21 protein-coding genes are annotated in these 25,457 nt (G+C 46.5%); 11 read left to right on the plus strand and 10 right to left on the minus strand.

Annotated features, from left to right (window positions below; all coding sequences use genetic code 11):
• Window positions 1-106: 106 nt before the first annotated feature.
• From glnE to L4C42_RS12140, 4 genes are all read right to left on the minus strand, one after another.
• On the minus strand, window positions 107-2,962 hold the full coding sequence (gene glnE, locus L4C42_RS12125) for a bifunctional [glutamate--ammonia ligase]-adenylyl-L-tyrosine phosphorylase/[glutamate--ammonia-ligase] adenylyltransferase (RefSeq protein WP_429760641.1): 2,856 nt from the start codon (window positions 2,960-2,962) through the stop codon (window positions 107-109).
• A gap of 99 nt (window positions 2,963-3,061) precedes the next feature.
• Entirely contained in the window at window positions 3,062-3,832 is a 771-nt protein-coding gene (locus tag L4C42_RS12130) for an ABC transporter permease (protein ID WP_112459491.1), read from the minus strand.
• Between the two features lie 5 nt (window positions 3,833-3,837).
• Window positions 3,838-4,758 (minus strand): ABC transporter ATP-binding protein, encoded by a 921-nt coding sequence (locus tag L4C42_RS12135; protein WP_353497789.1) that lies wholly within the window; start codon window positions 4,756-4,758, stop codon window positions 3,838-3,840.
• A 180-nt stretch (window positions 4,759-4,938) separates the two neighbouring features.
• The gene (locus L4C42_RS12140; protein WP_353497788.1) at window positions 4,939-6,585 is read right to left on the minus strand and encodes a SulP family inorganic anion transporter; all 1,647 of its coding nucleotides are present in this window, start codon (window positions 6,583-6,585) and stop codon (window positions 4,939-4,941) included.
• Window positions 6,586-6,818: 233 nt separating this feature from the next.
• Here L4C42_RS12140 and can point away from each other — a divergent pair, with 233 nt between their 5' ends.
• Window positions 6,819-7,469, plus strand: a complete 651-nt coding sequence (gene can, locus L4C42_RS12145; protein WP_353497787.1) for a carbonate dehydratase — start codon at window positions 6,819-6,821, stop codon at window positions 7,467-7,469.
• Between the two features lie 57 nt (window positions 7,470-7,526).
• Here the strand turns inward: can and hpt are convergent, their stop codons facing one another.
• Window positions 7,527-8,057, minus strand: coding sequence for a hypoxanthine phosphoribosyltransferase (gene hpt, locus L4C42_RS12150; protein ID WP_353497786.1), 531 nt, complete (start codon window positions 8,055-8,057; stop codon window positions 7,527-7,529).
• A 516-nt stretch (window positions 8,058-8,573) separates the two neighbouring features.
• On the opposite strand from hpt, the gene L4C42_RS12155 reads away from it, so the two are divergent.
• The gene (locus L4C42_RS12155) at window positions 8,574-9,200 is read left to right on the plus strand and encodes a LuxR/HapR/OpaR family quorum-sensing transcriptional regulator (RefSeq protein WP_418641759.1); all 627 of its coding nucleotides are present in this window, start codon (window positions 8,574-8,576) and stop codon (window positions 9,198-9,200) included.
• A gap of 130 nt (window positions 9,201-9,330) precedes the next feature.
• On the opposite strand, the gene lpdA is transcribed toward L4C42_RS12155, so the two are convergent.
• The 5 genes from lpdA to ampD form a co-directional block, all read right to left on the minus strand.
• Window positions 9,331-10,758, minus strand: coding sequence for a dihydrolipoyl dehydrogenase (gene lpdA, locus L4C42_RS12160; protein WP_353497784.1), 1,428 nt, complete (start codon window positions 10,756-10,758; stop codon window positions 9,331-9,333).
• 387 nt (window positions 10,759-11,145) lie between these two features.
• A complete protein-coding gene (aceF, locus tag L4C42_RS12165) occupies window positions 11,146-13,026 on the minus strand; it encodes a pyruvate dehydrogenase complex dihydrolipoyllysine-residue acetyltransferase (RefSeq protein ID WP_429760645.1) in 1,881 nt (626 codons plus the stop codon).
• A gap of 30 nt (window positions 13,027-13,056) precedes the next feature.
• Window positions 13,057-15,735 (minus strand): pyruvate dehydrogenase (acetyl-transferring), homodimeric type, encoded by a 2,679-nt coding sequence (gene aceE / locus L4C42_RS12170; RefSeq protein WP_353497782.1) that lies wholly within the window; start codon window positions 15,733-15,735, stop codon window positions 13,057-13,059.
• A 56-nt stretch (window positions 15,736-15,791) separates the two neighbouring features.
• On the minus strand, window positions 15,792-16,559 hold the full coding sequence (gene pdhR, locus L4C42_RS12175; RefSeq protein ID WP_112459454.1) for a pyruvate dehydrogenase complex transcriptional repressor PdhR: 768 nt from the start codon (window positions 16,557-16,559) through the stop codon (window positions 15,792-15,794).
• A 405-nt stretch (window positions 16,560-16,964) separates the two neighbouring features.
• Window positions 16,965-17,528, minus strand: coding sequence for a 1,6-anhydro-N-acetylmuramyl-L-alanine amidase AmpD (ampD, locus tag L4C42_RS12180; RefSeq protein WP_353498650.1), 564 nt, complete (start codon window positions 17,526-17,528; stop codon window positions 16,965-16,967).
• A gap of 185 nt (window positions 17,529-17,713) precedes the next feature.
• On the opposite strand from ampD, the gene nadC reads away from it, so the two are divergent.
• From nadC to L4C42_RS12225, 9 genes are all read left to right on the plus strand, one after another.
• Window positions 17,714-18,604, plus strand: coding sequence for a carboxylating nicotinate-nucleotide diphosphorylase (gene nadC, locus L4C42_RS12185; protein WP_353497781.1), 891 nt, complete (start codon window positions 17,714-17,716; stop codon window positions 18,602-18,604).
• Between the two features lie 269 nt (window positions 18,605-18,873).
• A complete protein-coding gene (locus L4C42_RS12190; protein ID WP_353497780.1) occupies window positions 18,874-19,299 on the plus strand; it encodes a pilin in 426 nt (141 codons plus the stop codon).
• Between the two features lie 6 nt (window positions 19,300-19,305).
• Window positions 19,306-20,994 carry a type IV-A pilus assembly ATPase PilB gene (pilB, locus tag L4C42_RS12195; RefSeq protein WP_353498649.1) on the plus strand — a complete coding sequence of 563 codons (1,689 nt, stop codon included), beginning with the start codon at window positions 19,306-19,308 and terminating at the stop codon, window positions 20,992-20,994.
• 16 nt (window positions 20,995-21,010) lie between these two features.
• Window positions 21,011-22,237: a type II secretion system F family protein gene (locus tag L4C42_RS12200; RefSeq protein ID WP_353497779.1), complete on the plus strand. Its 1,227-nt coding sequence runs from the start codon at window positions 21,011-21,013 to the stop codon at window positions 22,235-22,237.
• Between the two features lie 42 nt (window positions 22,238-22,279).
• Window positions 22,280-23,152, plus strand: a complete 873-nt coding sequence (locus L4C42_RS12205; RefSeq protein WP_353497778.1) for a prepilin peptidase — start codon at window positions 22,280-22,282, stop codon at window positions 23,150-23,152.
• On the plus strand, window positions 23,152-23,760 hold the full coding sequence (gene coaE / locus L4C42_RS12210; RefSeq protein ID WP_353497777.1) for a dephospho-CoA kinase: 609 nt from the start codon (window positions 23,152-23,154) through the stop codon (window positions 23,758-23,760). The genes L4C42_RS12205 and coaE overlap by 1 nt, the downstream gene beginning before the upstream one ends.
• 31 nt (window positions 23,761-23,791) lie before the next feature.
• Window positions 23,792-24,532: a cell division protein ZapD gene (zapD, locus tag L4C42_RS12215; RefSeq protein ID WP_338163453.1), complete on the plus strand. Its 741-nt coding sequence runs from the start codon at window positions 23,792-23,794 to the stop codon at window positions 24,530-24,532.
• A gap of 53 nt (window positions 24,533-24,585) precedes the next feature.
• Window positions 24,586-24,780, plus strand: a complete 195-nt coding sequence (gene yacG, locus L4C42_RS12220) for a DNA gyrase inhibitor YacG (protein ID WP_353497776.1) — start codon at window positions 24,586-24,588, stop codon at window positions 24,778-24,780.
• A gap of 464 nt (window positions 24,781-25,244) precedes the next feature.
• Window positions 25,245-25,457: helix-turn-helix domain-containing protein (locus L4C42_RS12225; RefSeq protein WP_429760650.1), on the plus strand; the 213-nt coding region annotated here is incomplete at its 3' end.

The following is a 25,457-nucleotide window of genomic DNA, read 5'->3' on the forward strand; positions in this document are numbered from 1 at the left end:
CATAGCATCTTCTTATCATAATTTACTTTGGCTTTATCTCAGTAAGCCTTTGATGGGATAGTAGCACAACTCATCGATGCACTACTAAAACAAGCCATGCTTTTCGCTAGCGGGTTCCAAGCCAGGCATTCCATGCTTCGACCACAATGGCTTTTTCCGGTTCAAACTTTTCTTCGGCCACATCCGCATCCAAATTGAGAAGGTTACGGTGATGGATCTCATCACGTAATGTGGTGTAAGCACAAGTCAGTGCCATCGCCTGCCCTTCTGCCATCACCCCTTGTGCCATCATCGACTCAAAGATACGCACATTATCAGACCAACGCGTCAGTTTCGGTTTGTCATGGCTGTATTGCAGCACCAAGTACTGAGCCAAAAACTCAATATCAGTGATACCACCAGGATCTTGCTTAAGCATAAAGCGCCCCGCTTTCTTACCGCCCAAATGGTCACGCATTTTCTCACGCATATCGACCACTTGCTCGATCAGAGCACCCTTATCGCGAGACTTACACAAAATATTGTGGCGAGTAGCACCAAACGCTTGCTCCAATTGCGCGTCCCCATAAATCATTCGTGCTCGTACTAATGCCTGATGCTCCCAAGTCCAAGCATCGTTGTGCTGATAGTCATCAAACGCATCAGTTGGACTTACCAGTAGCCCTGACGCACCAGATGGGCGCAGTCTAGTATCTACTTCATACAGGATGCCCGATGCGGTGCGTGTCGAGAAGATATGTATGATGCGCTGCGCTAAACGCAGGTAGAACTGACGACCATCAATCTCTTTCTTACCGTCGGTATACACACTCACAGGGCAGTCATGCATAAATACGATATCCAAGTCTGAATTATAGCCAAGCTCCCAGCCGCCAACTTTGCCATAGCCAATAACAGCAAACCCTTTGCTGCCACGGTCTTTTAGATGCGTTGGTTCACCATACTTGGCTGCCATTTGCTGCCAAGCTTGGTTAATACCCGCCTCGACAATCGCCTCAGCTAGGTAAGTTAAGTGATCGCTTACCTTCATCACTGGCAGTACGCCCGCAATATCGGCAGCGGCAATTCGAAGGATACAGGTTTGTTTAAACTGCCTTAGCGCCTCCATCTGCTGCTCCATATCCTCTTCAGGGATACGAGCTAGGTAGTCACGCAGTTCAGTTTTATAGGACTCCAAAGGCACTGGGTTATAAAGATGAGCAGGATCGAGAAGCTCATCTAAAAGAATTGGATAGCGCCCCAACTGCTCTGAAATCATCGGACTAGCGGTACACAATCGTACAAGCTGAGTCAGTGCTGCTGGGTGCTCATCGAGCAGCTCCAGGTATGTCGTACGAGTGACTATTCGATGCAGAACATGCAACACGCGCGGTAAACCGAACTCAGCGTCTTTGTGGCTATAAATGGCGCTAAAGACTTTTGGCATCAATCGGTTGAGCACCTCACGTCCTCTTGGACCTAAGGTCTTTTTAGCCAGATCGGCTTTGAACTGCTGAATAGTCGCACACTTGTCGTGTGCATTTTCCACATTGAGGTCATGCTGCAAAATGTGTTCGATTACTTCTGCACGGCCAACCATGTCCCATAGTTCATGAAAGTGCTTGGCGATTGGATTAGCGTCTTCGTCTTCCTCATCTTCACCAATCAGATTAGCAAACACATTATGGATGTTGAGCATATGCTGCTCAGTGGCGCTCAGCATACTCTGCCAGTCGTCAAAGCCCATAGCAAAGGCAAGCCTACGCTGTTCGGGCTCGTTGTCTGGCAGAGTTTGAGTCTGTTTATCAGCCATCGCTTGCAGAAGGTTTTCTTGACGGCGCAAGAAAAAATATCCGTCTCTTAGTTGATCGACTTCGCCTAGCTCAAGCAGCTTCAACGTTTCAATGGCGTCCAATGTCTCCAGCAAGCCTCGGCCACGAAGACTTGGCTCACGGCCACCGCGGATCAACTGAAACACCTGAGCAATAAACTCGACCTCTCGAATGCCACCGGCTCCGAGTTTGATGTTGTTGCCTAAGCCACGACGTCTTACCTCGCTGCTGATCATCGACTTCATTCGACGCAAAGATTGGATGGCGCTAAAGTCGATGTAACGACGGAACACAAAGGGGCGCAGCATCTGTCTAAGCTCCTGGTATTCAGGGTACATCTCACGCCCCATCACCCGAGCTTTCACCATGGCGTAACGCTCCCAGTCACGCCCCTGCTCTTGATAATAATCTTCCAGTGCTGCGTAACTCATTACCAAAGGGCCACTTTCCCCAAATGGTCTTAGACGCATATCTACGCGATAACAGAAGCCATCAAAAGTTTGCTGATCAAGCGCCTTTATGATGCGCTGACCGAGGCGAGTGAAGAACTGGGCATTGGCGATCGAGCGGCGAGCACCTTGAGTTTCACCATTTTCTGGATAGGTAAAGATAAGGTCGATGTCGGAGGAGAAGTTAAGCTCGCCACCGCCAAGCTTACCCATACCGATGATCAGCATTGGCTGCGCTTCGCCTTCAGCATTGCACGGCGTGCCCCACTCCTTACAACAAACTTGGTATTGCCATTGGTAAGTCTCAACAATCATCGCTTCAGCAAGCATCGACAAATGACTTAGGCTCTCTTCCAGCGTCCAGTCATTGAGGAAATCTCGCCAAGCGATATACACCATTTCCCGATTTCGGAAGCGGCGCAACACACGGTGACCATCGACTTCTTGTTCACATACAGCCAGTAAAGCCGCCAAGCGTTCTCGATACGCCTGCTCGCGGCTTGATTCAGCGAGCATCACTGGCAGTTGTTCAAACAGCGTTTGATCTTGTTGCAGCGCTTCAGTGACAAACTTGCTCATTGCCGTCACTTGTTGAAGCTGAGTTAGTCTCTCTTGAGACCACTGGGAGAAATCGGAATAGGTGTCTTTGAGTTGCGCTAACGCCTTATCAGCGTCTTGTTGTAATTCGGGAGGCAGTTGCATTTGTCGTCCTTGTCTCGACTCATAACAAAAGTGGTGACCGAGGCCACCACTTGTTTCATTCGCTTGTCGCTGTGATCATTTGGAACTTGCTAAAAAGCCTTAGCTTCTCAAGCCAATTCCCTTGGTCACTAAATGATGGGCTACACCATAAAGTACCACGATAAACGCTAAGAGTACGCCAAAAGATGTCACAATCCCTACATCCGACACACCCAAAAATCCGTAGCGGAACGCGTTGACCATGTAGACTATAGGATTGATTTTCGACACGCCCTGCCAAAAATCAGGCAGCAAGCTTATGGAATAGAATACGCCGCCAAGGTAAGTCAGAGGGGTCAGCACAAACGTTGGAATAATAGAGATATCATCGAATGTCTTTGCAAACACGGCGTTGATAAGACCGCCCAGTGAAAATACTACCGAGGTTAAAAATACCGTCGCAATAATGATGCCCCAGTGCTCTACACGCAGATCGACAAACAGCAGCGATACAATCGTCACTATGGTACCTACGAGTAACCCACGCACTACGCCGCCCATCACAAAGCCTGCAATGATGATGTAGTTTGGCACCGGTGCGACGAGCAACTCCTCAATATTGCGCTGAAACTTAGCGCTGAAGAATGACGATGCCACGTTAGAGTAAGAGTTAGTAATTACCGACATCATGATAAGACCCGGCACAATGTACTCCATGTAACTAAAGCCGTTCATCTCGCCGATGCGTGAGCCGATAAGGCTGCCAAAGATAATAAAGTACAGCGTCATGGTGATCGCTGGCGGTACCAAAGTTTGCACCCAAATACGTGTGAAGCGATTGATCTCTTTGGTCAGTAAGCTCTTAAAAGCCGTCCAATACAAACCATACATGTTCATTATTTTGCCTCCGTTTGTTCACGAACAATGGAGACAAACAGCTCTTCAAGTCGGTTCGCTTTGTTTCTCATTGATAATACTTTAATGCCAGAAGCCGATAGCTGACTGAAGATATGGTTAAGCCCCTGAGTCTTCTCAATTTCAATCTCTAAAGAGCCATTAACCAGATGCTGTGCATTCACACCCTCAAGCTCAGGGATATCTGCATCACCTTCGATATCAAGAATGAAGGTCTCGACATGCAGTTTATTCAGCAGCGCTTTCATCGACGTGTTCTCAATCAGCTCACCGCGCTGAATAATACCGATGTTACGACACAGCAGCTCCGCTTCTTCAAGGTAGTGAGTCGTCAAAATAATAGTAATACCTTGACGATTGATCTCTTTAAGAAAATCCCACATGGAGCGGCGCAGTTCAATATCCACCCCTGCGGTTGGTTCATCCAAGATCAGCAGTTTAGGCTCATGCATTAAGGCGCGAGCAATCATCAGACGACGTTTCATCCCACCCGACAAATGACGAGCACGCTCGCTGCGTTTTTCCCACAAATCAAGCTGAGATAGGTACTTCTGTGCTCTTTGTTTAGCGACATCTTTCGGTACACCGTAGTAACCCGCTTGCTGGAGGACAATTTGCTCCACCGTTTCAAACTGGTTGAAGTTGAACTCTTGCGGCACTAAACCTAGTTGCTGCTTCGCGAGCTCTAGCTCTTTATCGATATCATGACCAAACACGCTCACTTTGCCTGAGGTTTTGTTAACCAATGAAGTGATAATGCCGATGGTGGTCGACTTCCCCGCTCCGTTAGGCCCAAGCAATGCGTAGAAGTCACCTTGCTCAACGGTCAGGCTCACACCTTTAAGCGCTTCAAAGCCACCGGCGTATGTTTTTTTTAGCTGTTCTATTTCTAATGCGACCATAGCTTGTTTCCAAAATCTGCCTTGATAGAAACTGGAATATTTCCATCAATATCGAAAAGTTATCTGATGGTACTACACATGATGATTGCTGCACCAGTTTTCAAGTCAATTAGCAAAAATGAATATAAAAAAGCGAGTGTGGATAAATCCGCACTCGCTTTTCGGTAAAGTTATCGGTCTCTATGCCGTAGCCACATGTGCCGCCTCTAAAGCCGCCTCACGTTCAATGAAGATATTGTCATCCGGCACCAAATCAACAACGTGGAATTTATCAAGTTGTTGACGGATCTTATCGTGTGGGCAGAGTAAGTAGACATGACAGTGAGCATCTTGTGCATCTTTAATCGCATTTTCCAATGCCAACCCGACCGTTACGTCGATCATAGGAACATCAGTCAAATCGAGGATCATTGCTTGGTAATCAGCAATGCTCGAGTGCTGCCTAGAAATCGCTTTCGATACACTGAAGATCATCGGTCCCGACAAATAGAAAAACAGTACTTTGCCTTGCGACTTGTCGAGCAGTGCTTTTTCCGCATCCGTTAATGGTACATCGTCATCATCGGCATCACTGATGGCTTTTACCTGCCTTGCTTGCTCACGGCTCAAACGCTCGATAATAATAATGTTTGAGATAAACACCCCAAGTCCGACCGCGACAATCAAGTCGACAAACACCGTCAGAAGCATCACACCATACATGATGGCCATACCCGGGATACTGACTTTATGAGCTCGTTGAATGAAGCTCCAATCCAAAATATTGAAACCGACGTACACTGCGATACCTGCCAGTACCGCCATTGGGATCGGTTCTGTTAAACCACTGGCGACCAATACCACCAGCATGAGTACCAAAGCGCGAACCACGCCAGAAAGAGGTGAGCGAGCTCCAACTTGAATGTTGGTTACTGTCCCCATGGTCGCACCTGCACCTGGTAGTGCGCCAAATAAACCCGCCAGTAAATTAGCAAGCCCTTGACCACGCAGCTCTTTGTCTGAATCGTGCTCTTTACGAGTCAATGAGTCACCGATAACCGCGGTAAGCAGTGTATCGATACAGCCCAGCGTGCCTAAAACTAGAGCATCAATCACCATCTCTGTGAACATTTCTGCATTGAAATGCGGCATCACCAGTGAAGGTAGACCTGCTGGAATTTCACCAATGCGGCGAATGGATTCATTGTCAAACAGCAGTACCGACAGCAGCGTCACAGCCACCAGTGCAACAAGCTGCGGCGGCACGTGTTGACGATACTTCTTAGGTAAAAGAAACAAAATTGCGAGTGTTAACACGCCTAAAAACAGCTCCGCTACATCTATGTTCGCCAACATATCTGGCAACGCTGTTAAGGTACCAATCACTCCACCAGATGGTGCGGCTTGCCCAAGCAGTGGCGCTAACTGGAGTATGATAAGAATAACGCCAATCCCTGACATGAAGCCCGACACCACACTGTATGGCATTAAGGTGACGTATTTCCCCAGCTTTAATGTACCAAGCAATATCTGAAATACACCCGCCATCATGACGACGGTAAAGGTCATCGCCAGACCAGTTTCTGGGTATTTGGCCATCATACTGGTTAACACGGCCGTCATGATGACGGTCATCGGGCCGGTCGGCTCAGAGATCAAAGTGGATGAACCGCCGAATAGCGCGGCGAACAAGCCAACCATGATCGCACCCCATAAACCCGCTTCCGCGCCTGCTCCAGAGGCAACACCAAATGCGAGCGCAAGTGGCAAAGAGATAATCGCGGTGGTCACACCACCAAACAGATCTCCTTTTAGGTTAATATCTTCAAAACGACGTCCTAACTTCATTACTATCCCTGAAAAATAACCAAAAAATTGATTCAGGTTAACAAATGTGACGATGAGTTAATATTTATTAAATACTGCTCATTCGACATAAGTTATGACAGTTTGTCACGCAATCGTTAAATATCTGATTTTACGTGCAAGAACACGTCAGATGAGTGAATTTGTGACACTTTTTAACGAGATTCAATTTGTAACATTGTGTATAGTGTGGCGAATCATTGAAGGGAAGTACCATGCCGGAAATCAAACAACTTTTTGACAACAACTCAAAATGGTCGCAAGAGATCACCTCTCAGCGCCCTGAGTATTTCGCTAAGCTTGAAGAGGGACAAAGCCCGGGCTTTCTTTGGATCGGTTGTTCCGATAGCCGAGTCCCAGCAGAGCGACTCACAGGCCTCTATTCAGGTGAGCTTTTTGTTCATCGAAACGTGGCTAACCAAGTCATTCATACCGACCTGAACTGCTTGTCCGTGGTGCAATACGCGGTTGACGTTCTCAAAGTGAAGCACATTATTGTATGTGGCCACTACGGCTGCGGTGGTGTAAATGCGGCTATCGACAATCCTCAACTAGGTCTTATCAATAACTGGCTTCTGCATATTCGCGATTTGTACCTCAAGCACCGTAAGTTCTTAAATGATTTACCGCGTGAGACGTGGGGTGACAAGCTATGCGAGATCAACGTTGCTGAACAGGTTTATAACCTTGGCAACTCAACGATTCTGCAAAATGCGTGGGAAAGAGGCCAAGACGTAGAAGTGCATGGTGTGGTTTATGGTATTGGTGATGGCAAACTTGAAGATTTAGGTGTTCGTTGCTCAAGCCGTGAAACATTGGAAGCAAACTACCAAACGGCAATGCAGACAATCCTCGGCGCTGAGTAATAAGCCCACACAGAATCAAAAAAAGCCCACTTGTGGGCTTTTTTATTACTCGAGAGATTACTCTTGAGGCACTACCTTGCCAATATATGGCAGGTGACGATATTTCTGAGCGTAATCGATACCCACGCCCACAACAAACTCGTCTGGGATCTCAAAACCAATCCACTTTACATCAACGTCAACTTCACGGCGAGAAGGCTTATCCAGTAAAGTACAAATCTCGATAGACTTAGGCTCGCGCAGCGACAAAATCTCTTTCACTTTGTTTAGCGTGTTACCTGTATCAATAATGTCTTCTACTAGCAGTACGTCTTTACCTTTAATGTCATCATCAAGATCTTTAAGAATGCGCACATCGCGAGAGCTTTTCATCGTGTTGCCGTAGCTAGAAGCGGTCATGAAGTCCACGCAGTGGGTCAAATCAATCGCACGAGCCAAATCCGCCATAAACACAAATGAGCCACGAAGCAGACCGACCATCACTAGATCTTCGCTGCCTTGGTAATGTTCGGTGATGGCTTTGCCTAACACTTGTACGCGCTCATGAACTTCTTGCTCAGAGATCATGACTTCTACAGTATGTTTCATATCTATCTCGATGTTGGTATATGGGTAGAACAAACGCAGCCATGACCGCGCACCTTGATAGAGTATAAAACATCAAGATAAAGTCGCTCGCCTAGGCATGCCTGTCAATTTGCGCGCAATAGTATCACTTTATACCATCCGATAAAAACCCGCAGCACGCTCATAGTCCTTGGTAACAACTACAATAACCGCCCCACTGTTAACGACTTCTGTTGAAATATTTTATTAATTTCACAACAAAATGTGATACGCAGATAAATTACTCTTAATTATGATAATTATCAGTGTATGACTATTGACCATTAACATATGCACCATTACACTTATTTGGAATTAGAAAAATAGGAGCAGTTAATTTCCATTTTGGAAATAACCCTACAAAGACTGGTATAACGTCATCGGTCAAAGGGTTTATGTGGTTTTCCGTCATGTGAAATGGCTGACTCATAATAAACGAGGAATAAGGCGACTAATAAAAAGTCACCACCTCGACAATCGTTGGCAAGGAAAAACAATATGGACTCTATAGTAAAAAGACCTAGGACTCGTCTGTCTCCACAAAAGCGTAAACTACAGCTTATGGAGATAGCGCTTGAAGTATTTGCAAAGCGTGGCATTGGACGCGGGGGACACGCCGATATCGCTGAAATCGCACAGGTCTCGGTGGCAACAGTATTCAACTATTTCCCAACTCGTGAAGACTTGGTGGATGAAGTACTCAATCACGTCGTATGCCAGTACTCAAACTTTCTATCTAACACGATTGATCTTGATGTGAACATCAAAGACAACTTGGCGAACATCCTAGATGGTGTGGTCGACATGGTGGTCGAAGATTGTCACTGGAATAAAGTCTGGTTTGAGTGGAGCACATCGACACGTGATGAAGTTTGGCCGCTGTTTGTTAGCTCAAACAAAACCAGCCAAGCTTTGATTGAAAACATGTTCATTAAAGCCATTGAACGCGGTGAAGTGTGCCCACACCACAATCCAAAACACTTAACTAGCCTATTCCATGGTCTTTGCTACTCACTATTTGTAGAAGCAATGCGCACTAACGATAGCGATATCGTAAAATCACTCACTGATTGCTATATGGACATGGTGTGTATTTACAACAACGGTGAAGCGCACGCATCTTAGTTTGCTCATCGCGACTAGAACCTCGCTAGCTACTTGCCTCGCGCAAATAGAAGTGACAATTCAAAGCGATAAATCAAAACCATAAAAAAACGGCCAGTATTGCTACTGGCCGTTTTTCTTTATTCAGAACTTACTTCTTTTTCTTCGCTTTCGCATTTGGAAGGTCAGTGATTGTGCCTTCAAATACTTCTGCTGCAAGACCTACAGATTCGTGTAGTGTTGGGTGAGCGTGGATAGTCAGAGCGATATCTTCTGCATCACAACCCATCTCGATCGCTAGACCGATTTCACCAAGCAGTTCACCACCGTTAGTACCAACGATAGCACCACCAATAACACGGTGAGACTCTTTATCAAAGATAAGCTTAGTCATACCATCAGCACAGTCAGACGCGATAGCACGGCCTGATGCTGCCCATGGGAATGTCGCCACTTCGTAGTTAATGCCTTCCGCTTTCGCTTCTTTTTCTGTCTTACCAACCCATGCCACTTCTGGCTCAGTGTAAGCAATTGAAGGAATCACTTTCGGGTCAAAGTAGTGCTTCTTACCAGAAATAACCTCAGCCGCTACGTGACCTTCATGCACACCTTTGTGAGCAAGCATTGGCTGACCAACGATGTCACCGATAGCGTGAATATGTGGAACGTTAGTACGCATTTGCTTATCAACATTGATAAAGCCGCGCTCATCCACTTCAATACCCGCTTTCTCGGCATCAAGAAGCAGACCGTTTGGCACGCGACCGATAGCAACAAGAACTGCATCGTAACGCTCAGCTTCAGCAGGGGCTTTCTTGCCTTCCATTGAAACATAAATACCGTCTTCTTTCGCTTCAACGGCCGTTACTTTGGTCTCAAGCATCAAGTTGAACTTGTTCTTAATACGCTTGGTGTAAACCTTAACCATATCTTTATCCGCTGCAGGGATAAGCTGGTCAAACATCTCAACCACGTCAACTTTAGAACCTAGAGAGTGGTATACCGTAGCCATTTCTAGACCGATGATACCACCACCCATGATAAGCAGTTTTCCTGGTACTTCTTTTAGCTCAAGAGCGTCGGTTGAGTCCCAAATACGTGGATCTTCGTGTGGAATGAATGGCAGTTTGATCGGGCGAGAGCCTGCTGCGATGATAGCGTTGTCAAACGTTACTGTTGTTGACTCGCCTTCACCTTCAACAAGGATCGAGTTAGGGCCAGTGAACTTACCGTAACCGTTAACGATGTTAACTTTACGCATCTTAGCCATACCGCCAAGACCACCAGTTAGCTGGTTTACAACCTTCTCTTTCCAGATACGGATCTTGTTGATGTCTGTTTGTGGCTCACCGAAAACAACACCATGTTCAGCCATTGCTTTGGCTTCTTCGATAACTTTTGAAACGTGAAGAAGCGCTTTAGATGGGATACAACCCACATTCAGACACACACCACCTAAGGTGCTATAACGTTCGATAAGAACAGTTTCAAGACCTAGGTCTGCACAGCGGAATGCGGCAGAGTAACCAGCAGGACCAGAACCAAGTACAACAACTTGGGCTTTAATTTCTTTGCTCATTTTGACCTCTTGTAGTCATTATCCCTAACAGGCTGAGTGGGTATTGATTTTCTTTTTTATAAACTTCGCTCAAACGCCTTATGACAACGTTTATAGCGTAATGAGTTTAAATATTTATGATTTCAGACCGCCAACATTTTACAGAGATGTTAATGGTGTGAAAAGTAAATCAATTTAGCCTGTGAGCTAGACGACAATTCACGGGGAATTGTTGTATGAATTTGGTTTTTTACCCCTCCTGGCCTCCCCTTATTAAGGGAAGGAACTTAGGCTCGCTGCGCATCGCTTGTTTGAAAAGGTGATGCGACGCTAGGAGCTAGCCCGTAGTTCTCCCCCTTAATAACGCGGCGCGTAGCCGGGGGAGCTAGAGGGGGTCAGTCAGCTACCTTAAAGCACCAAGCGACGAATATCGCTCAAGCAGCTGTTTAGATAAGTAATGAAACGTGCACCTTCCGCACCGTCAATCACACGGTGATCGTACGATAGTGAAAGTGGCAGCTGTAGGCGCGGTTCAAATTCTTTACCGTTCCATACTGGCTTCATTTCAGACTTAGACACACCAAGGATACCAACTTCAGGTGCATTTACGATAGGTGTAAATGCAGTACCACCGATGCCGCCTAGGCTTGAGATAGTGAAACAGCCACCTTGCATATCTGCAGCAGTTAGCTTGCCTGAACGTGCTTTCTTAGAGATAACCATTAGCTCTTCAGATAGCTCGTAGATGCCCTTCTTGTTCACGTCTTTAAATACAGGAACAACAAGACCGTTTGGTGTATCCACTGCGATACCAACGTTTACGTACTTCTTAAGAATGATGCTCTCGCCATCTTCAGATAGAGAGGAGTTAAACGCTGGGAAGGCTTCAAGTGCTTTAGCAACAGCTTTCATGATGAACACTAGTGGCGTGATCTTCATACCTGAATCTTTCTTCGCTTCGATAGCGTTTTGCTCTTTACGGAACGCTTCTAGCGCTGTGATATCCGCGTTATCCCACTGTGTAACGTGCGGGATCATTACCCAGTTACGGTGTAGGTTAGCACCAGAGATCTTCTTGATCTTAGAAAGCTTCTGAACTTCAGTCTCACCAAACTTGCTGAAGTCAACCTTCGGCCAAGGTAGTAGACCAAGAGCAGAGCCGTCACCGCCTTTGCCAGATGCCGCAGCACCAGACTCAAGACGCTTAAGTGCATCTTTAACGTAAGACTGAACGTCTTCTTTAAGGATACGGCTCTTACGGCCAGTACCTTTAACCTTAGATAGGTTAACGCCAAATTCGCGAGCTAGACGACGAACAACAGGAGACGCATGTGCGTAGTCGTTGTTTTCTTGGAAGTCGTTCGCTTGCGGTGCTGCATCCGCTTTCGCTGCTGGAGCCGGAGCCGCTGCCGCAGGTGCCGCCGCTTGAACAGGAGCTGCTACTGGAGCTGCGCCAGCCACTTCGAATACCATGATTAAAGAGCCAGTTGTTACTGAATCACCTTCAGCAATCTTGATCTCTTTAACTGTGCCTGCGAATGGTGCTGGTACTTCCATAGAAGCTTTGTCGCCTTCTACAGTAATTAGAGATTGCTCTTCTTCTACTGTATCGCCAACTTTAACCATGATCTCAGTAACTTCTACTTCGTCGCCGCCGATATCTGGAACGTTAACTTCTTTTTCAGCAGACGCCGCAGGAGCTGCTGCAGGAGCTGCTTCAACTGCAGGAGCAGCTGCTGGCGCACCAGAACCGGCAGTTTCAAATACCATAACAAGAGAACCAGTCGTTACTGAATCACCTTCAGCAATCTTGATCTCTTTAACCGTACCTGCAAATGGAGCTGGTACTTCCATAGAAGCTTTGTCGCCTTCTACAGTTAGAAGAGATTGCTCTTCTTCTACTGCATCGCCAACTTTAACCATGATTTCAGTAACTTCTACTTCGTCGCCACCGATATCTGGAACGTGAACTTCTTTAAGTTCAGCCGCTGCTGCTGGAGCTGGAGCCGCTGCTGGAGCCGCTTCCGTCGCAGGAGCAGGAGCAGCGTCAGCTGCCCCCTCGGCTTCGAAAATCATAATTAGAGAACCAGTAGTAACAGAATCGCCTTCTGCTACTTTGATTTCTTTAACGATACCTGCTTGAGACGCTGGAACTTCCATAGAAGCCTTGTCGCCTTCAACCGTGATAAGAGACTGCTCTTCTTCCACCTTGTCGCCAACGCTTACAAGAATCTCAGTAACTTCAACCTCATCCGCACCGATGTCAGGTACATTAATTTCGATTGCCATTGCTTATTTACCTTCTAATTAAGCGCTGTATTAAGCGTAAAGTGGGTTAGTCTTTTCAGTGTTGATGTTGAACTTAGCGATTGCTTCAGCCACAACAGACTTCTCAACATCACCGCGCTTCGCTAGTTCAGTTAGCGCTGCAACTACCACGTAGCCAGCGTTAACTTCGAAGTGACGACGTAGGTTTTCACGGCTGTCTGAGCGGCCGTAACCATCGGTACCAAGTACTTTGTATGACTCAGTAGGCATGAATGCGCGTACTTGCTCAGCGTAGTTCTTCATGTAGTCGGTCGCAGCGATTGCTGGCTCGTTACCTAGAACTGTTGTGATGTAAGGTACTTTCGCCTCTGCTTCTGGGTGAAGCATGTTGTAACGCTCTACGTTTTGACCGTCACGAGTTAGCTCGTTGAACGATGTTACAGAGAACACGTCAGACGCAACACCGTACTCTTCGCTCAGGATAGTCGCTGCTTTACGTACTTCGTTCATGATAGTACCAGAGCTCATTAGCTGAACTTTACCCTTAGCAGCCTGTTCGCCTTGAGGAAGGTGAGACTCAAGCTTGTAGATACCTTTACGGATGCCTTCTTCAGCGCCTTCTGGCATTGCTGGCATCGCGTAATTTTCATTCATTACTGTTAGGTAGTAGTAAATATTTTCTTGCTCAGGACCGTACATACGACGGATACCATCTTGCATGATTACTGCTAGCTCGTAAGCGAATGTTGGGTCGTAAGAGATACAGTTAGGGATAGTGTTCGCTTGAATGTGCGAGTGGCCATCTTCGTGCTGTAGACCTTCACCGTTCAGTGTTGTACGACCAGCTGTAGCACCTAGTAGGAAGCCACGAGCTTGTTGGTCACCTGCTAGCCATGCCATGTCACCAATACGTTGGAAACCGAACATTGAGTAGTAGATGTAGAACGGAATCATTGGCAGATCGTTTGTGCTGTATGAAGTAGCAGCAGCAACCCAAGATGCCATTGAACCTAGTTCGTTGATACCTTCTTGAAGAACTTGGCCTGATGTTGCTTCTTTGTAGTAAGAAACGATGCCTTTATCTTCAGGTGTGTATTCTTGACCGTCAGGGTTGTAGATACCAACCTGACGGAATAGACCTTCCATACCGAACGTACGCGCTTCATCACAGATGATAGGAACGATGTTCTTACCGATGTTCTTGTCTTTAAGAAGAATGTTCAACGTACGTACATAAGCCATTGTCGTTGAAATTTCACGCTTCTGAGCACCTAGTAGAGGAGCAAACTCTTCTAGCTCTGGTACTTTGAACTCTTGAGTGAACTTAGGTAGACGCTGTGGCGTGTAGCCTTTCAGAGCTTTACGACGAGCATGTAGGTATTCGTACTCAGCAGAACCTTCTTCCAGTTTTAGGTAAGGCAGTTCAGCCACTTTCTCATCAGAAAGAAGGTCTTGTAGACCTAGACGATCACGTAGGTATTGTACGTGAGTCATGTCCATCTTCTTAACACCGTGAGCGATGTTCTTACCTTCAGCCGCTTCACCCATGCCGTAACCTTTAACAGTCTTAGCTAGGATTACCGTTGGCTTGCCGTTTGTTTCTTTTGCATTGTTAAACGCAGCAAACAGCTTAGAAGAATCGTGACCACCACGCTTCAATTCGAAGATTTGGTCGTCAGTCATATCTGCAACAAGTGCAGCTGTTTCTGGGTACTTACCAAAGAAGTGCTCACGTACGTATGCGCCATCTTTAGATTTGAATGTTTGGTAGTCGCCATCGATCGTTTCGTTCATAAGCTGTAGTAGCTTACCCGTCGTATCTTTAGCCAGTAGTGCGTCCCAGTTGTTACCCCAGATAACTTTCACTACGTTCCAGCCAGCACCTTTGAATAGACCTTCAAGCTCTTGAATGATCTTACCGTTACCCATTACAGGACCGTCTAGACGCTGTAGGTTACAGTTGATTAGGAAACATAGGTTGTCTAGCTTCTCACGCGCAGCGAAAGAAATAGCACCACGTGATTCTGGCTCATCCATCTCACCGTCACCTAGGAAGGCGTAAACGCGTTGAGCAGACGTATCTTTCAGACCACGGCCGTTTAGGTACTTAAGGAAACGCGCTTGGTAGATAGCAGAAATTGGACCAAGACCCATAGATACTGTTGGGAACTGCCAGAACTCAGGCATCAGTTTAGGGTGTGGGTATGAAGGAACACCTTTACCGTCTACTTCTTGACGGAAGTTGTCTAGCTGCTCTTCAGTTAGACGACCCTCAACGAACGCACGAGAGTAGATACCCGGTGAGATGTGACCTTGGTAGTAAACTAGATCGCCACCATCCGTCTCGTTTGGAGCACGGAAGAAGTGGTTGAAACAAACTTCGTAGAATGCTGCTGCAGACTGGTAAGAAGCCATGTGACCACCAAGGTCTAGGTCTTTCTTAGAAGCACGCAATACGATCATGATTGCGTTCCAGCGAATAATCGAACGAATACGACGCTCAAGTGTGGTATCACCAGGGTATGCTGGTTCTTGAGCTGCTGGAATGGTGTTGATGTAGTTAGTGTTGATGCCTGTTGGCATATCAACGCCATCTAAACGAGCTTTCTCTAGAACAGTTTCTAGTAGAAATTGTGCACGTTCTACACCTTCTTCACGAACAACGGATTCAAGTGCTTGAAGCCAATCTTGAGTTTCCAGTGCATCTACGTCATGCTTCATGTCAGACATGGCGATCTATCCTTCTGTTGGTTGGATCTACTTAATTAAAGTAAGCGTTTCTAGTTTTAAGAATCACTATCTTGTTGAATTCGTCTTAAAGAGCGCTCGCGACGAGACGCTTCTCGGGTCAAATCCAACAATGTTTCTTCGATATAAGCTAAATGCGAATGCGACATCTCACGTGCCTTTTCTGGCTGACCAGCGACGATCGCTTCAACGATATTAGCTCGGTGTTTACTGACTTTCTCCACCACCTCAGAGCGGCGATGTAATAGCTCTAAATTCTGTAGAACATTTTGCTCAAGCAGCGGAGCTAAGCTTCTCACAATATGCAGTAACACAACGTTGTGTGCCGCTTCCGTAAGTGCCACCAGAAATGCCATCACAGCTGAAGCTTCAGCTTCCACATCATCCGCTTCCTGAGCGATGCGAATGTTGCTTAGACAAGTCTCGATTTGAGCAAAATCTTCATCAGTACCACGTAAAGCGGCAAAGTAAGCAGAAATACCTTCCATAGCATGACGAGCCTCAAGCAAATCTAGCTGAGTCTCGTTGTGAGAAGATAGAAGGTCTAACAAGGGATCTGAGAAGCTTTTCCAGATGTTCTCGCTAACGAACGTGCCACCGCCTTGACGACGAGTAAGAAGCTTTTTCGCTTCAAGTCGCTGAATGGCTTCTCGAATAGAAGGACGAGAAACATCAAATTGTTTTGCCAGCTCGCGTTCAGGTGGAAGCTGCTGTCCTGCTGAAAGTGTCCCTTCAACAATCAAGCGCTCCAATTCTTGCTCGATAACATCCGAAAGTTTCGGCTGACGGATCCTTTGATAAGCCATAACTATTATTCTTTTTTCTTCTACTTGCTTGAGCTGTTAATTGGTATTACCAATTTATAAGTTGGGGTAAAAATTAACACATTTAAAACACCAATGTCTAGTGAAAAATTGATTCACATCATAGAACTGGCCTTGCGTTAACCTTGATGAAACATTTATAGATTAAAACATCAACACCCATGGTCAGACCAATTACATAAAAGAAACTTACCGGGTAATTTACGTGCTATAAAAATCCTTATAAATCAATAACAAAGAACCTTATTTGTCAGACAAAGGAAATTGACCAATATCAAGAAAGAAAGGAATAACCGCATCACTGGTTATTAATAATTTGAATAACAAAATATCTCATGGCATGGCAAAACGGCCATGAAATCATCATTATGAGGTGGAGTGAATCTTTTATGACAGAGAATTTTTGAAACGACGCCAATCAAAAACGAGACCAGGGTCACTTTTTCTAAGCGGCGCAATGTATTGATGCCCGGTAATGCGTTCACGAGTCATTGCTGGATAACGCGCTTGTAGTGACAAAGTTAAGCACTGCAAGCTCTGATACTGCGCTTCGGTATATGCCACATAATCTGTGCCCTCAAGCTCAATACCAATCGAGTAATCATTGCACCTTGCTCGGCCTGCAAAGCTCGACATCCCCGCATGCCAAGCCCTAGCATGAAAAGGAACAAACTGAACCACTTCACCATCTCGCCTTATTAAACAGTGCGCCGAAACACGCATGTCTTTAATCACGTGGAAAAAAGGATGGATAGCCGAATCAAGCTTGCCAAGGAAAAAGTCTTCTATATAGCCCCCACCAAACTGCCCTGGAGGAAGGCTAATGTTGTGCACCACCAGCAAGGAGACATCCTCCTTATCGGGTCTGGCATCAAAATGGGGAGAAGGCACTCGCCTTGCTCGTGGATACCAGCCTTGCTCATCGATAACACCTGAAACAGTATCTGGCATAGCATCGCTCACCGCGGCTTGATTGGCATAGGTTCTATCTTGGTTTTGCATATATTTTGAGCTCATCTACATCGCTATCGCTTTGATTTTATCCGACGGCCAATAAAATGCGAGATTTGATGCTGAAATTCCGCACAAGCAAGAGTATCATGCCCACTTCGTTCCCCCACTAAACACGTTAAGCGATGAAAAACACACATAACAGCCAAGAACGTCTTGAATATCTAAAGCAGCAACTTCCTTCAGAAATCACACGTGCCGTGGCCGACACGCTTCGTGAAGATCTGGGCGGAACACTGGATGTCACTACAGATATCACGGCAAGCCTGATCCCAGCAGACTCTCAGAACGTAGCCACGATCATCACTCGTGAACACGGCGTATTCTGCGGACAAATGTGGGCGGATGAAGTGTTTAAACAGCTTGGCGGCGAAGTCAGCATTGAATGGCACGTGCAAGATGGCGACAAAGTTGAGCCAAACCAAGTGCTTTGCACACTAACCGGTCCTGCGCGCACGCTATTGACTGGTGAGCGTAACGCAATGAACTTCATTCAAACGCTATCAGGCTGCGCGACAGTAACGGCGAAGTACGCGGCAAAAATCGCTCATACTGAATGTCGCCTACTTGATACTCGTAAAACCATCCCGGGTCTGCGTAGCGCACTAAAATACGCTGTAGCCTGTGGCGGCGGTTTCAACCACCGCATCGGTGTGTTTGATGCTTACCTAATTAAAGAGAACCACATCATCGCATGTGGCGGCATCACTAAAGCTATTGAAACCGCTAAGCAGCTAAACCCAGGCAAACCGGTTGAAGTGGAAACAGAATCACTGGAAGAGCTGCAACAAGCAATCGATGCTGGCGCAGACATCATCATGCTCGACAACTTCACCACCGACATGATGCGCAAAGCCGTTGAAATCAACGCTGGCCGCGCAGCACTTGAAAACTCAGGCAATGTTACTCTAAACACTATCGCTGAGTTTGCTGAAACAGGCGTCGACTACATTTCTGTTGGTGCGTTGACTAAGCATCTTAAGGCGATGGATTTGTCGATGAGGTTTAAGGACTAATCATCCAAGACCATAAATCTGCGTTACGAAAAGCGAAGCAAACAGCTTCGCTTTTTTGATCTCATCACTCCGTGAGTCACTGTTTTTACTGACTATTTATCACTCAGTGCTAGACCTTTCACTTCAATATCACTCGCATTCAAACTGCAACCTACTGCAACGCCTCTTCATTTTTTAGAACCGTCTCTAGCGCGCTAAGTCATTAACTTTATTGGGGTAAACCTCAAGAGTATGTTTTCCTTGTACAACTAATTTATTAAGGATAAAAAATGAGAAAAACAACAAAACAACAAGGTTTTACCTTGATTGAGTTGATGATTGTGGTGGCGGTGATTGGGGTGCTGGCTACTGTGGCTGTTCCAACTTACCAAAACTACATTGCTAAGAGTGAGACAGCATCTGCGCTTGCAACACTTACAGCCCTTAAAACACCTATTGAAACAACAACTCTAGAGACAGGAGCGTTTCCCGCAGATCTCAGTGCTGCTGGAGTTTCTATCTCTTATGCATTAGGTAACATTTCATTGACACCTCAAAGTAGTGGCGCTGGAACCATAAACATTCAGTTCAGGTCTGGTGATTCTAGCCCTAAAATAGCTACCAATACTCTAAGTTTGCAAAGAACGGACGCTGGGGCCTGGAGTTGTACAACTAATAATATTGACGCAGACCTATTACCGAAAGGCTGTAATTAGGTTTTGATAAATTCTCGCCTTCCAATTGTACTTAATGATGCCCATCTAATATCCACTACTCAAAAAGAGCAATTGGTTGAGTGGGCTTCATTAAATGCAGGTTCAATACCGGAGAGGATTGTAGACTTGGGCTGGATCTCAGCCCAAGAGTTAAATAGCTTCCTAGGAAAGCTTTTCTCTCTCACCATTAAAGAACTGCATGACTACAACCCTTCTGATTTGTGCCAAAAGATAGGCCTTCGCGATACAATCATTAAACATCGTGCTCTTCCCTTGAGCCTCGAAAATCACTGTTTAACTATCGCAATATCCGATCCTACTGTAGTAGAAACTGAAAATGACTTTCGCTTTGCTACGGGGCTGCAAACTGAGTTGGTGCTAGCTAATTGCCAAGACATTCGCTCTACAATACGTAAACTTTTCGGTGACAATAACCTAGACTCCAGCTCAGAAACCAAACAACTCACCTCAGACGATCTCGCCAACCTAGTCCAAGTCAGCGATGCCGAAATCGACAACATCGAAGATCTCTCCCAAGATGATTCGCCAGTCAGTCGCTTTATCCACCAAGTCCTCATGGATGCGGTACGCAAAAAAGCTTCTGATATCCATTTCGAGCCCTATGAGCATCTATACCGCATTCGCTTACGCTGCGATGGGATCTTGATTGAGACCCACCAGCCTGCCACTCAGTTGAGTCGACGTTTGGCGGCGAGGATCAAAATCCTAGCAAAGCTAGATATCGCCGAGCGCCGATTGCCGCAGGATGGGCGTTTGAAATTGAGGCTATCGGAAACTGCTTCGATTGATATGCGCGTATCGACCTTACCTACTATGTGGGGTGAGAAGATCGTATTACGTCTGCTGGATGGCGATTCTGCTAATCTCGATATCGATCAACTGGGTTATAACGAACTGCAAAAATCCCTCTACCTTGCTGCACTTAAAAAGCCACAAGGTATGATCTTAATGACAGGGCCGACGGGAAGCGGAAAAACCGTTTCTTTGTATACTGGACTCAATATCCTCAATACCGCTGAGCGCAACGTATCAACGGCGGAAGATCCGGTTGAGATCCACCTAGATGGGATCAATCAGGTGCAAATCAATCCAAAGATCGGCTTTGATTTTTCGACCGCGCTGCGATCGTTTCTACGTCAAGATCCGGATGTGGTGATGCTGGGAGAGATCCGTGATATTGAAACGGCGGAGATCGCGGTGAAAGCAGCGCAAACCGGCCACTTAGTGCTTTCTACTCTGCACACCAACTCAGCGGCAGAGACGGTGATGCGACTTAAAAATATGGGCGTTGAAAGCATTAACCTCGCCTCTTCACTCTCACTCATCATTGCTCAGCGCCTAGCCCGCAAGCTGTGTCAGCATTGTAAGGTTATCGACCCTATGTTACCGCCACTGCGTCACTCCCTCGCCATTAGTGACGATGAACTTATCTATCAAGCCAGCGAGCAGGGCTGCAATCATTGTAACTATGGCTATTTGGGGCGTACAGGCATTTATGAAGTGATGGAGTGTACCCACGAAATCGCCAATGCTTTGCTTATCGGTGCAAGCATGCAAGAGATAGAAGCATTGGCACAATCTCAAGGGATGACCACTCTCAAACAATCGGGCATTGAAAAGCTTCGAGATGGCGTGACCAGCTATCAAGAGTTGCAGCGCGTGCTCTATTTCTAATCATGGGTTAAGCAGTATGGGTAAAAAGCTCGAACCAACGCTCAAAGCGTTTCACTGGAAAGGCGTGAACAGCCAAGGTAAGAAAGTCTCAGGTCAAACATTGGCTCTGACCGAGCCTGAGGCGCGTGAAACCCTCAAGCAGCAACATATCCAGGTTCGTAAACTCAGAAAACGCAGCATTTCTACTTGGACTAAGCTGACTCAACGCATCAAAGGCAAAGACATCACCATCCTTACCCGCCAGCTTGCCACCATGCTGAGCACAGGTATTCCCATTGTTCATGCCATCAAATTGATAGCTGACAATCAGGCCAAGGCAGAGATGAAATCGATACTGTCGCAAATCAGCAAAGGACTGGAAGCCGGTACACCCATTTCACGCGTAATGCAGGTGGCTAGCCGCCACTTTGATAGCTTTTATGTCGATATGGTCGCCACCGGAGAAAACTCAGGTAACTTAGCGGGTGTGTTTGATCGCTTAGCGGACTATCGTGAAAAGCAAGAGATGCTGCGTTCCAAAGTGGTTAAAGCGCTGATTTATCCAGTCATGATCCTATTGGTTTCACTTGGTGTTACCTATCTGATGCTCACCACCGTAGTGCCAGAGTTTGAATCGATGTTTCGCGGCTTTAATGCCGACCTTCCTTGGTTTACTCAGCAAGTGCTCAATCTTTCAGCGTGGTTTCAACAGAATGGTTTTCTGAGTATTAACCTGTTTATTCTTGCCACTTTTGGCCTAAAGGTCGCTCGTCAGCGCAGTTTTAGCGTGCGGCTTTACACCAGTCGCCTTGTATTGCGAATACCTATCATAGGCCAAGTGATCACTAAAGCCTCCATTGCCAAGTTCAGTCGCACTCTATCTACCAGCTTTAGCGCCGGAATACCGATATTATCGAGCATACAAGCCAGTGCAAAAACCGCTGACAATCTCTATTACCAACAAGTGATTCAATCGATCCATTCCGATATTGTTGCCGGTACACCAATCCATCTAGCGATGCGTCAAGCGGATGCCTTTCCCGAAATGGTGCTGCAAATGGTAATGATTGGTGAAGAGTCCGGCACCCTTGATGACATGCTCAATCGCGTGGCGGCCATCTATGAAGCGGAAGTCGATAATACCGTTGATAATCTGGGTAAGATCCTCGAGCCATTTATCATTGTTTTTCTAGGAACCCTCGTTGGTGGGCTTGTGGTCGCAATGTACCTTCCTATCTTTAACTTAATGACCGTAATAGGCTAACATAGACATTAACTTATTGATTTATTTCCTGTGTAGCCGCAAATGGACGTGTTGATTTATTACCCTTGGTTGTTTGTTTTATTCGCAGCCATTCTTGGCCTTATTGTCGGAAGCTTTCTCAATGTGGTGATCCACCGATTGCCCATCATGATGGAGCGCGGCTGGCGCGAAGAGTGTGCAGAAGCCTTCCCTGAATACAAGATTACGCCACCAGAAGGACGCTTTGATCTCAGCATTCCAAGAAGCAGCTGCCCATCATGCAACACGCCCATCCGTATTGTCGACAACATCCCGCTGTTAAGCTGGCTGTTGCTCAAAGGTCGCTGCCGTCACTGTGACAACAGAATCAGTATCCGCTATCCACTAGTCGAGCTGCTCACCGCCGTCCTTAGCGGCACTGTCGCTTGGCAGCTGGGTTTTAGCTTCTACAGTGTGGCGCTGATTGCCATGACGTTTGTGCTTATCGCGGCAACCTTTATCGACCTTGATACTATGCTACTGCCCGACCAACTAACTCTACCGCTACTCTGGACAGGTATAGCCCTTGCGCTATTCGGCATCTCACCAATTACACTGCAAGATTCCGTGATTGGCGCTATCGCCGGTTACCTATGTTTATGGTCTGTCTATTGGCTATTTAAGCTAGTGACGGGTAAAGAAGGTATGGGCTATGGCGATTTCAAGCTGCTCGCGGCTCTGGGCGCTTGGCTTGGCTGGGCACATCTGCCAGTGATTATTTTACTTTCCTCAGTTGTTGGCGTTGTGTTTGGTTTGATTCAGCTTAGAATGCAAAACAAAGGTTTAGATGTGGCGTTTCCTTTTGGTCCTTACCTAGCAATTGCAGGCTGGGTTAGCGCTCTATGGGGTGATGCCATCACGCACTTCTATTTGGCGACGGTAACGGGAGTATACTAGTGGGATTTGTAGTCGGCTTAACGGGTGGCATTGCGAGCGGAAAAACTACCGTGGCCAATCTGTTTCATCATGAGTTTGGCATCGAGCTGGTCGATGCTGACGTGGTAGCCCGCGATGTAGTTGAGGTTGGCTCAGAGGGTCTAAACGCATTAGCACTGCATTTTGGTAGTGATATTTTGCAAACTGACGGCTCGCTGGATCGCGCTGCACTTAGGGCGCGCATCTTTGCCAATGATGAAGAAAAACAGTGGGTAAACAACTTACTGCATCCGATGATCCGCCAGCAGATGCAGCAGCGTCTTAATGCCTCAACCAGCCCATATACCTTACTCGTGGTACCGCTGCTTATCGAGAACGGCTTGCAGAGCATGGCTGATCGCGTGCTTGTGGTCGATGTTGCCGCTGACACACAAATTTACCGAACAATGACACGTGACGGGGTGCCCGAACAACAGGTGCGTTCTATACTCAAAGCACAAGTCGATAGAGATACCCGACTAATGCATGCAGATGATGTGATTGATAATAATACTGATAACGCTCAACTTTTGCCCCAAGTCACACAATTGCACCAAAAGTACCTAGCATTATGCGGTAAAAATCGGTGAAAATAGCAAGGAAGCGTTTAAAGGCTAGCACATGATCACAAATAGATTCGAACACCCTCTTAACGAAAAAACCAGAATATATCTAAGAGTTGAATCTCTACTGAGACAGCTACAGCATTCCTCGTCTTTTTCAGATAACTACCAGCACCAGATCTTCTTTAAATCTCTGTTTGATTTATTAGAGATTTTTGAGCAGATCCAGCTTAAAAGCGAGCTGGCTAAGGATCTTGAAAAGCAGAGGCAAACCTATCGAGCCTGGCTCAACATCGACGATGTCGATCAAGAGATGCTTGGGTCGATCCTAGGCGATCTCGATAGCGTTCACCGCGAACTGATGGGCGCAGAACGTTTCGGTCAGTCCTTTAAAGAAGACCGATTCTTAAGTGCGATTCGTCAGCGTTTTGGTCTGCCAGGCGGCGCCTGCTGTTTTGATTTGCCAACACTGCACCATTGGCTGCACTTGCCTATCGACAAGCGTATGCATGATGCTGAAATGTGGCTGACATCACTCAAGCCACTGATGAACGCACTGCACTTGTGGCTAAAACTCACTCGCGAAACCGGCCGCTTTAAACCGCAAATAGCGCGTTCAGGCCTGCTTCAAAGTGAAGCTGAAGAGGCGAATATCATCAGACTCAATATTCCAATGCATTACGGCGTTTACCCAATGGTATCAGGCCATAAGAGCCGCTTTACGGTGAAGTTTATTGCTTTTGAGTCTGGGCAAGCCTACCCTAACGATGTTGAATTTGAATTAGCGATTTGCAGTTAACTGCCCACTCATTTAACTGCAAACTCAGTGAACTGTCACACTCAGGAATTATTATGAGTAAACCAACTGTTGTCCCATGCCCACAATGTCAAACAGACGTGGTATGGGGTGAAGAGAGCCCGTTTCGTCCATTCTGCTCTAAGCAGTGCCAAATGATTGATTTTGGTGAATGGGCGGATGAAGAGAACACCATTCCGGGTGCTCCCGATATGTCGGACAGCGATGGCTGGTCAGAAGACAATTACTAACCACGTGGGATGCCTTGTCCCAATTAGAGCTATCGTAATCCCTACCAATCTATAGTCATCCCGACCTAAATTATCGTCATCCCTGCGTAGGCAGGGATCTTATTGAAGCGTTCACCAAGCCTTAAATAGATTCCTGCCTGCGCAGGAATGACACTCGTTGTGAGCACAATAACTCAAAATTATCGGCATCCCTGCGTAGGCAGGGATCTTATTGAAGCGTTCACCAAGCCTTAAGTAGATTCCTGCCTGCGCAGGAATGACACACATTGTGAGCACAATAACTCAAAATTATCGTCATCCCTGCGTAGGCAGGGATCTTATTGAAGCGTTCACCAAGCCTTAAATAGATTCCTGCCTGCGCAGGAATGACACACATTGGGTATTGACCGGGCTCATAGGTAACAGTTCTAACCAGGCACATGGGTAACAAGTGCTAATGTGTAAGCTTCGAAGAGGAGAAGCTTATGCCATGGGAAGAGACTTGCATCATGAGCCAAAGAGAACTTTTCATTGAAGATTGGCTTAGCCATCGATTTTCTATTAGCGAGCTGTGCCAGCGTTATGGCATAGCTCGTAAAACAGGCTACAAATGGATCAACCGTTTCCGCGAGCAAGGAATGACTGGTTTAGCTGACTTGAGTCGAGCTAGACATACCCATTCCAATCAAACGCCGGAC

Source organism: Vibrio wakamikoensis (assembly GCF_050337275.1).
GTDB lineage: Bacteria > Pseudomonadota > Gammaproteobacteria > Enterobacterales > Vibrionaceae > Vibrio > Vibrio chaetopteri.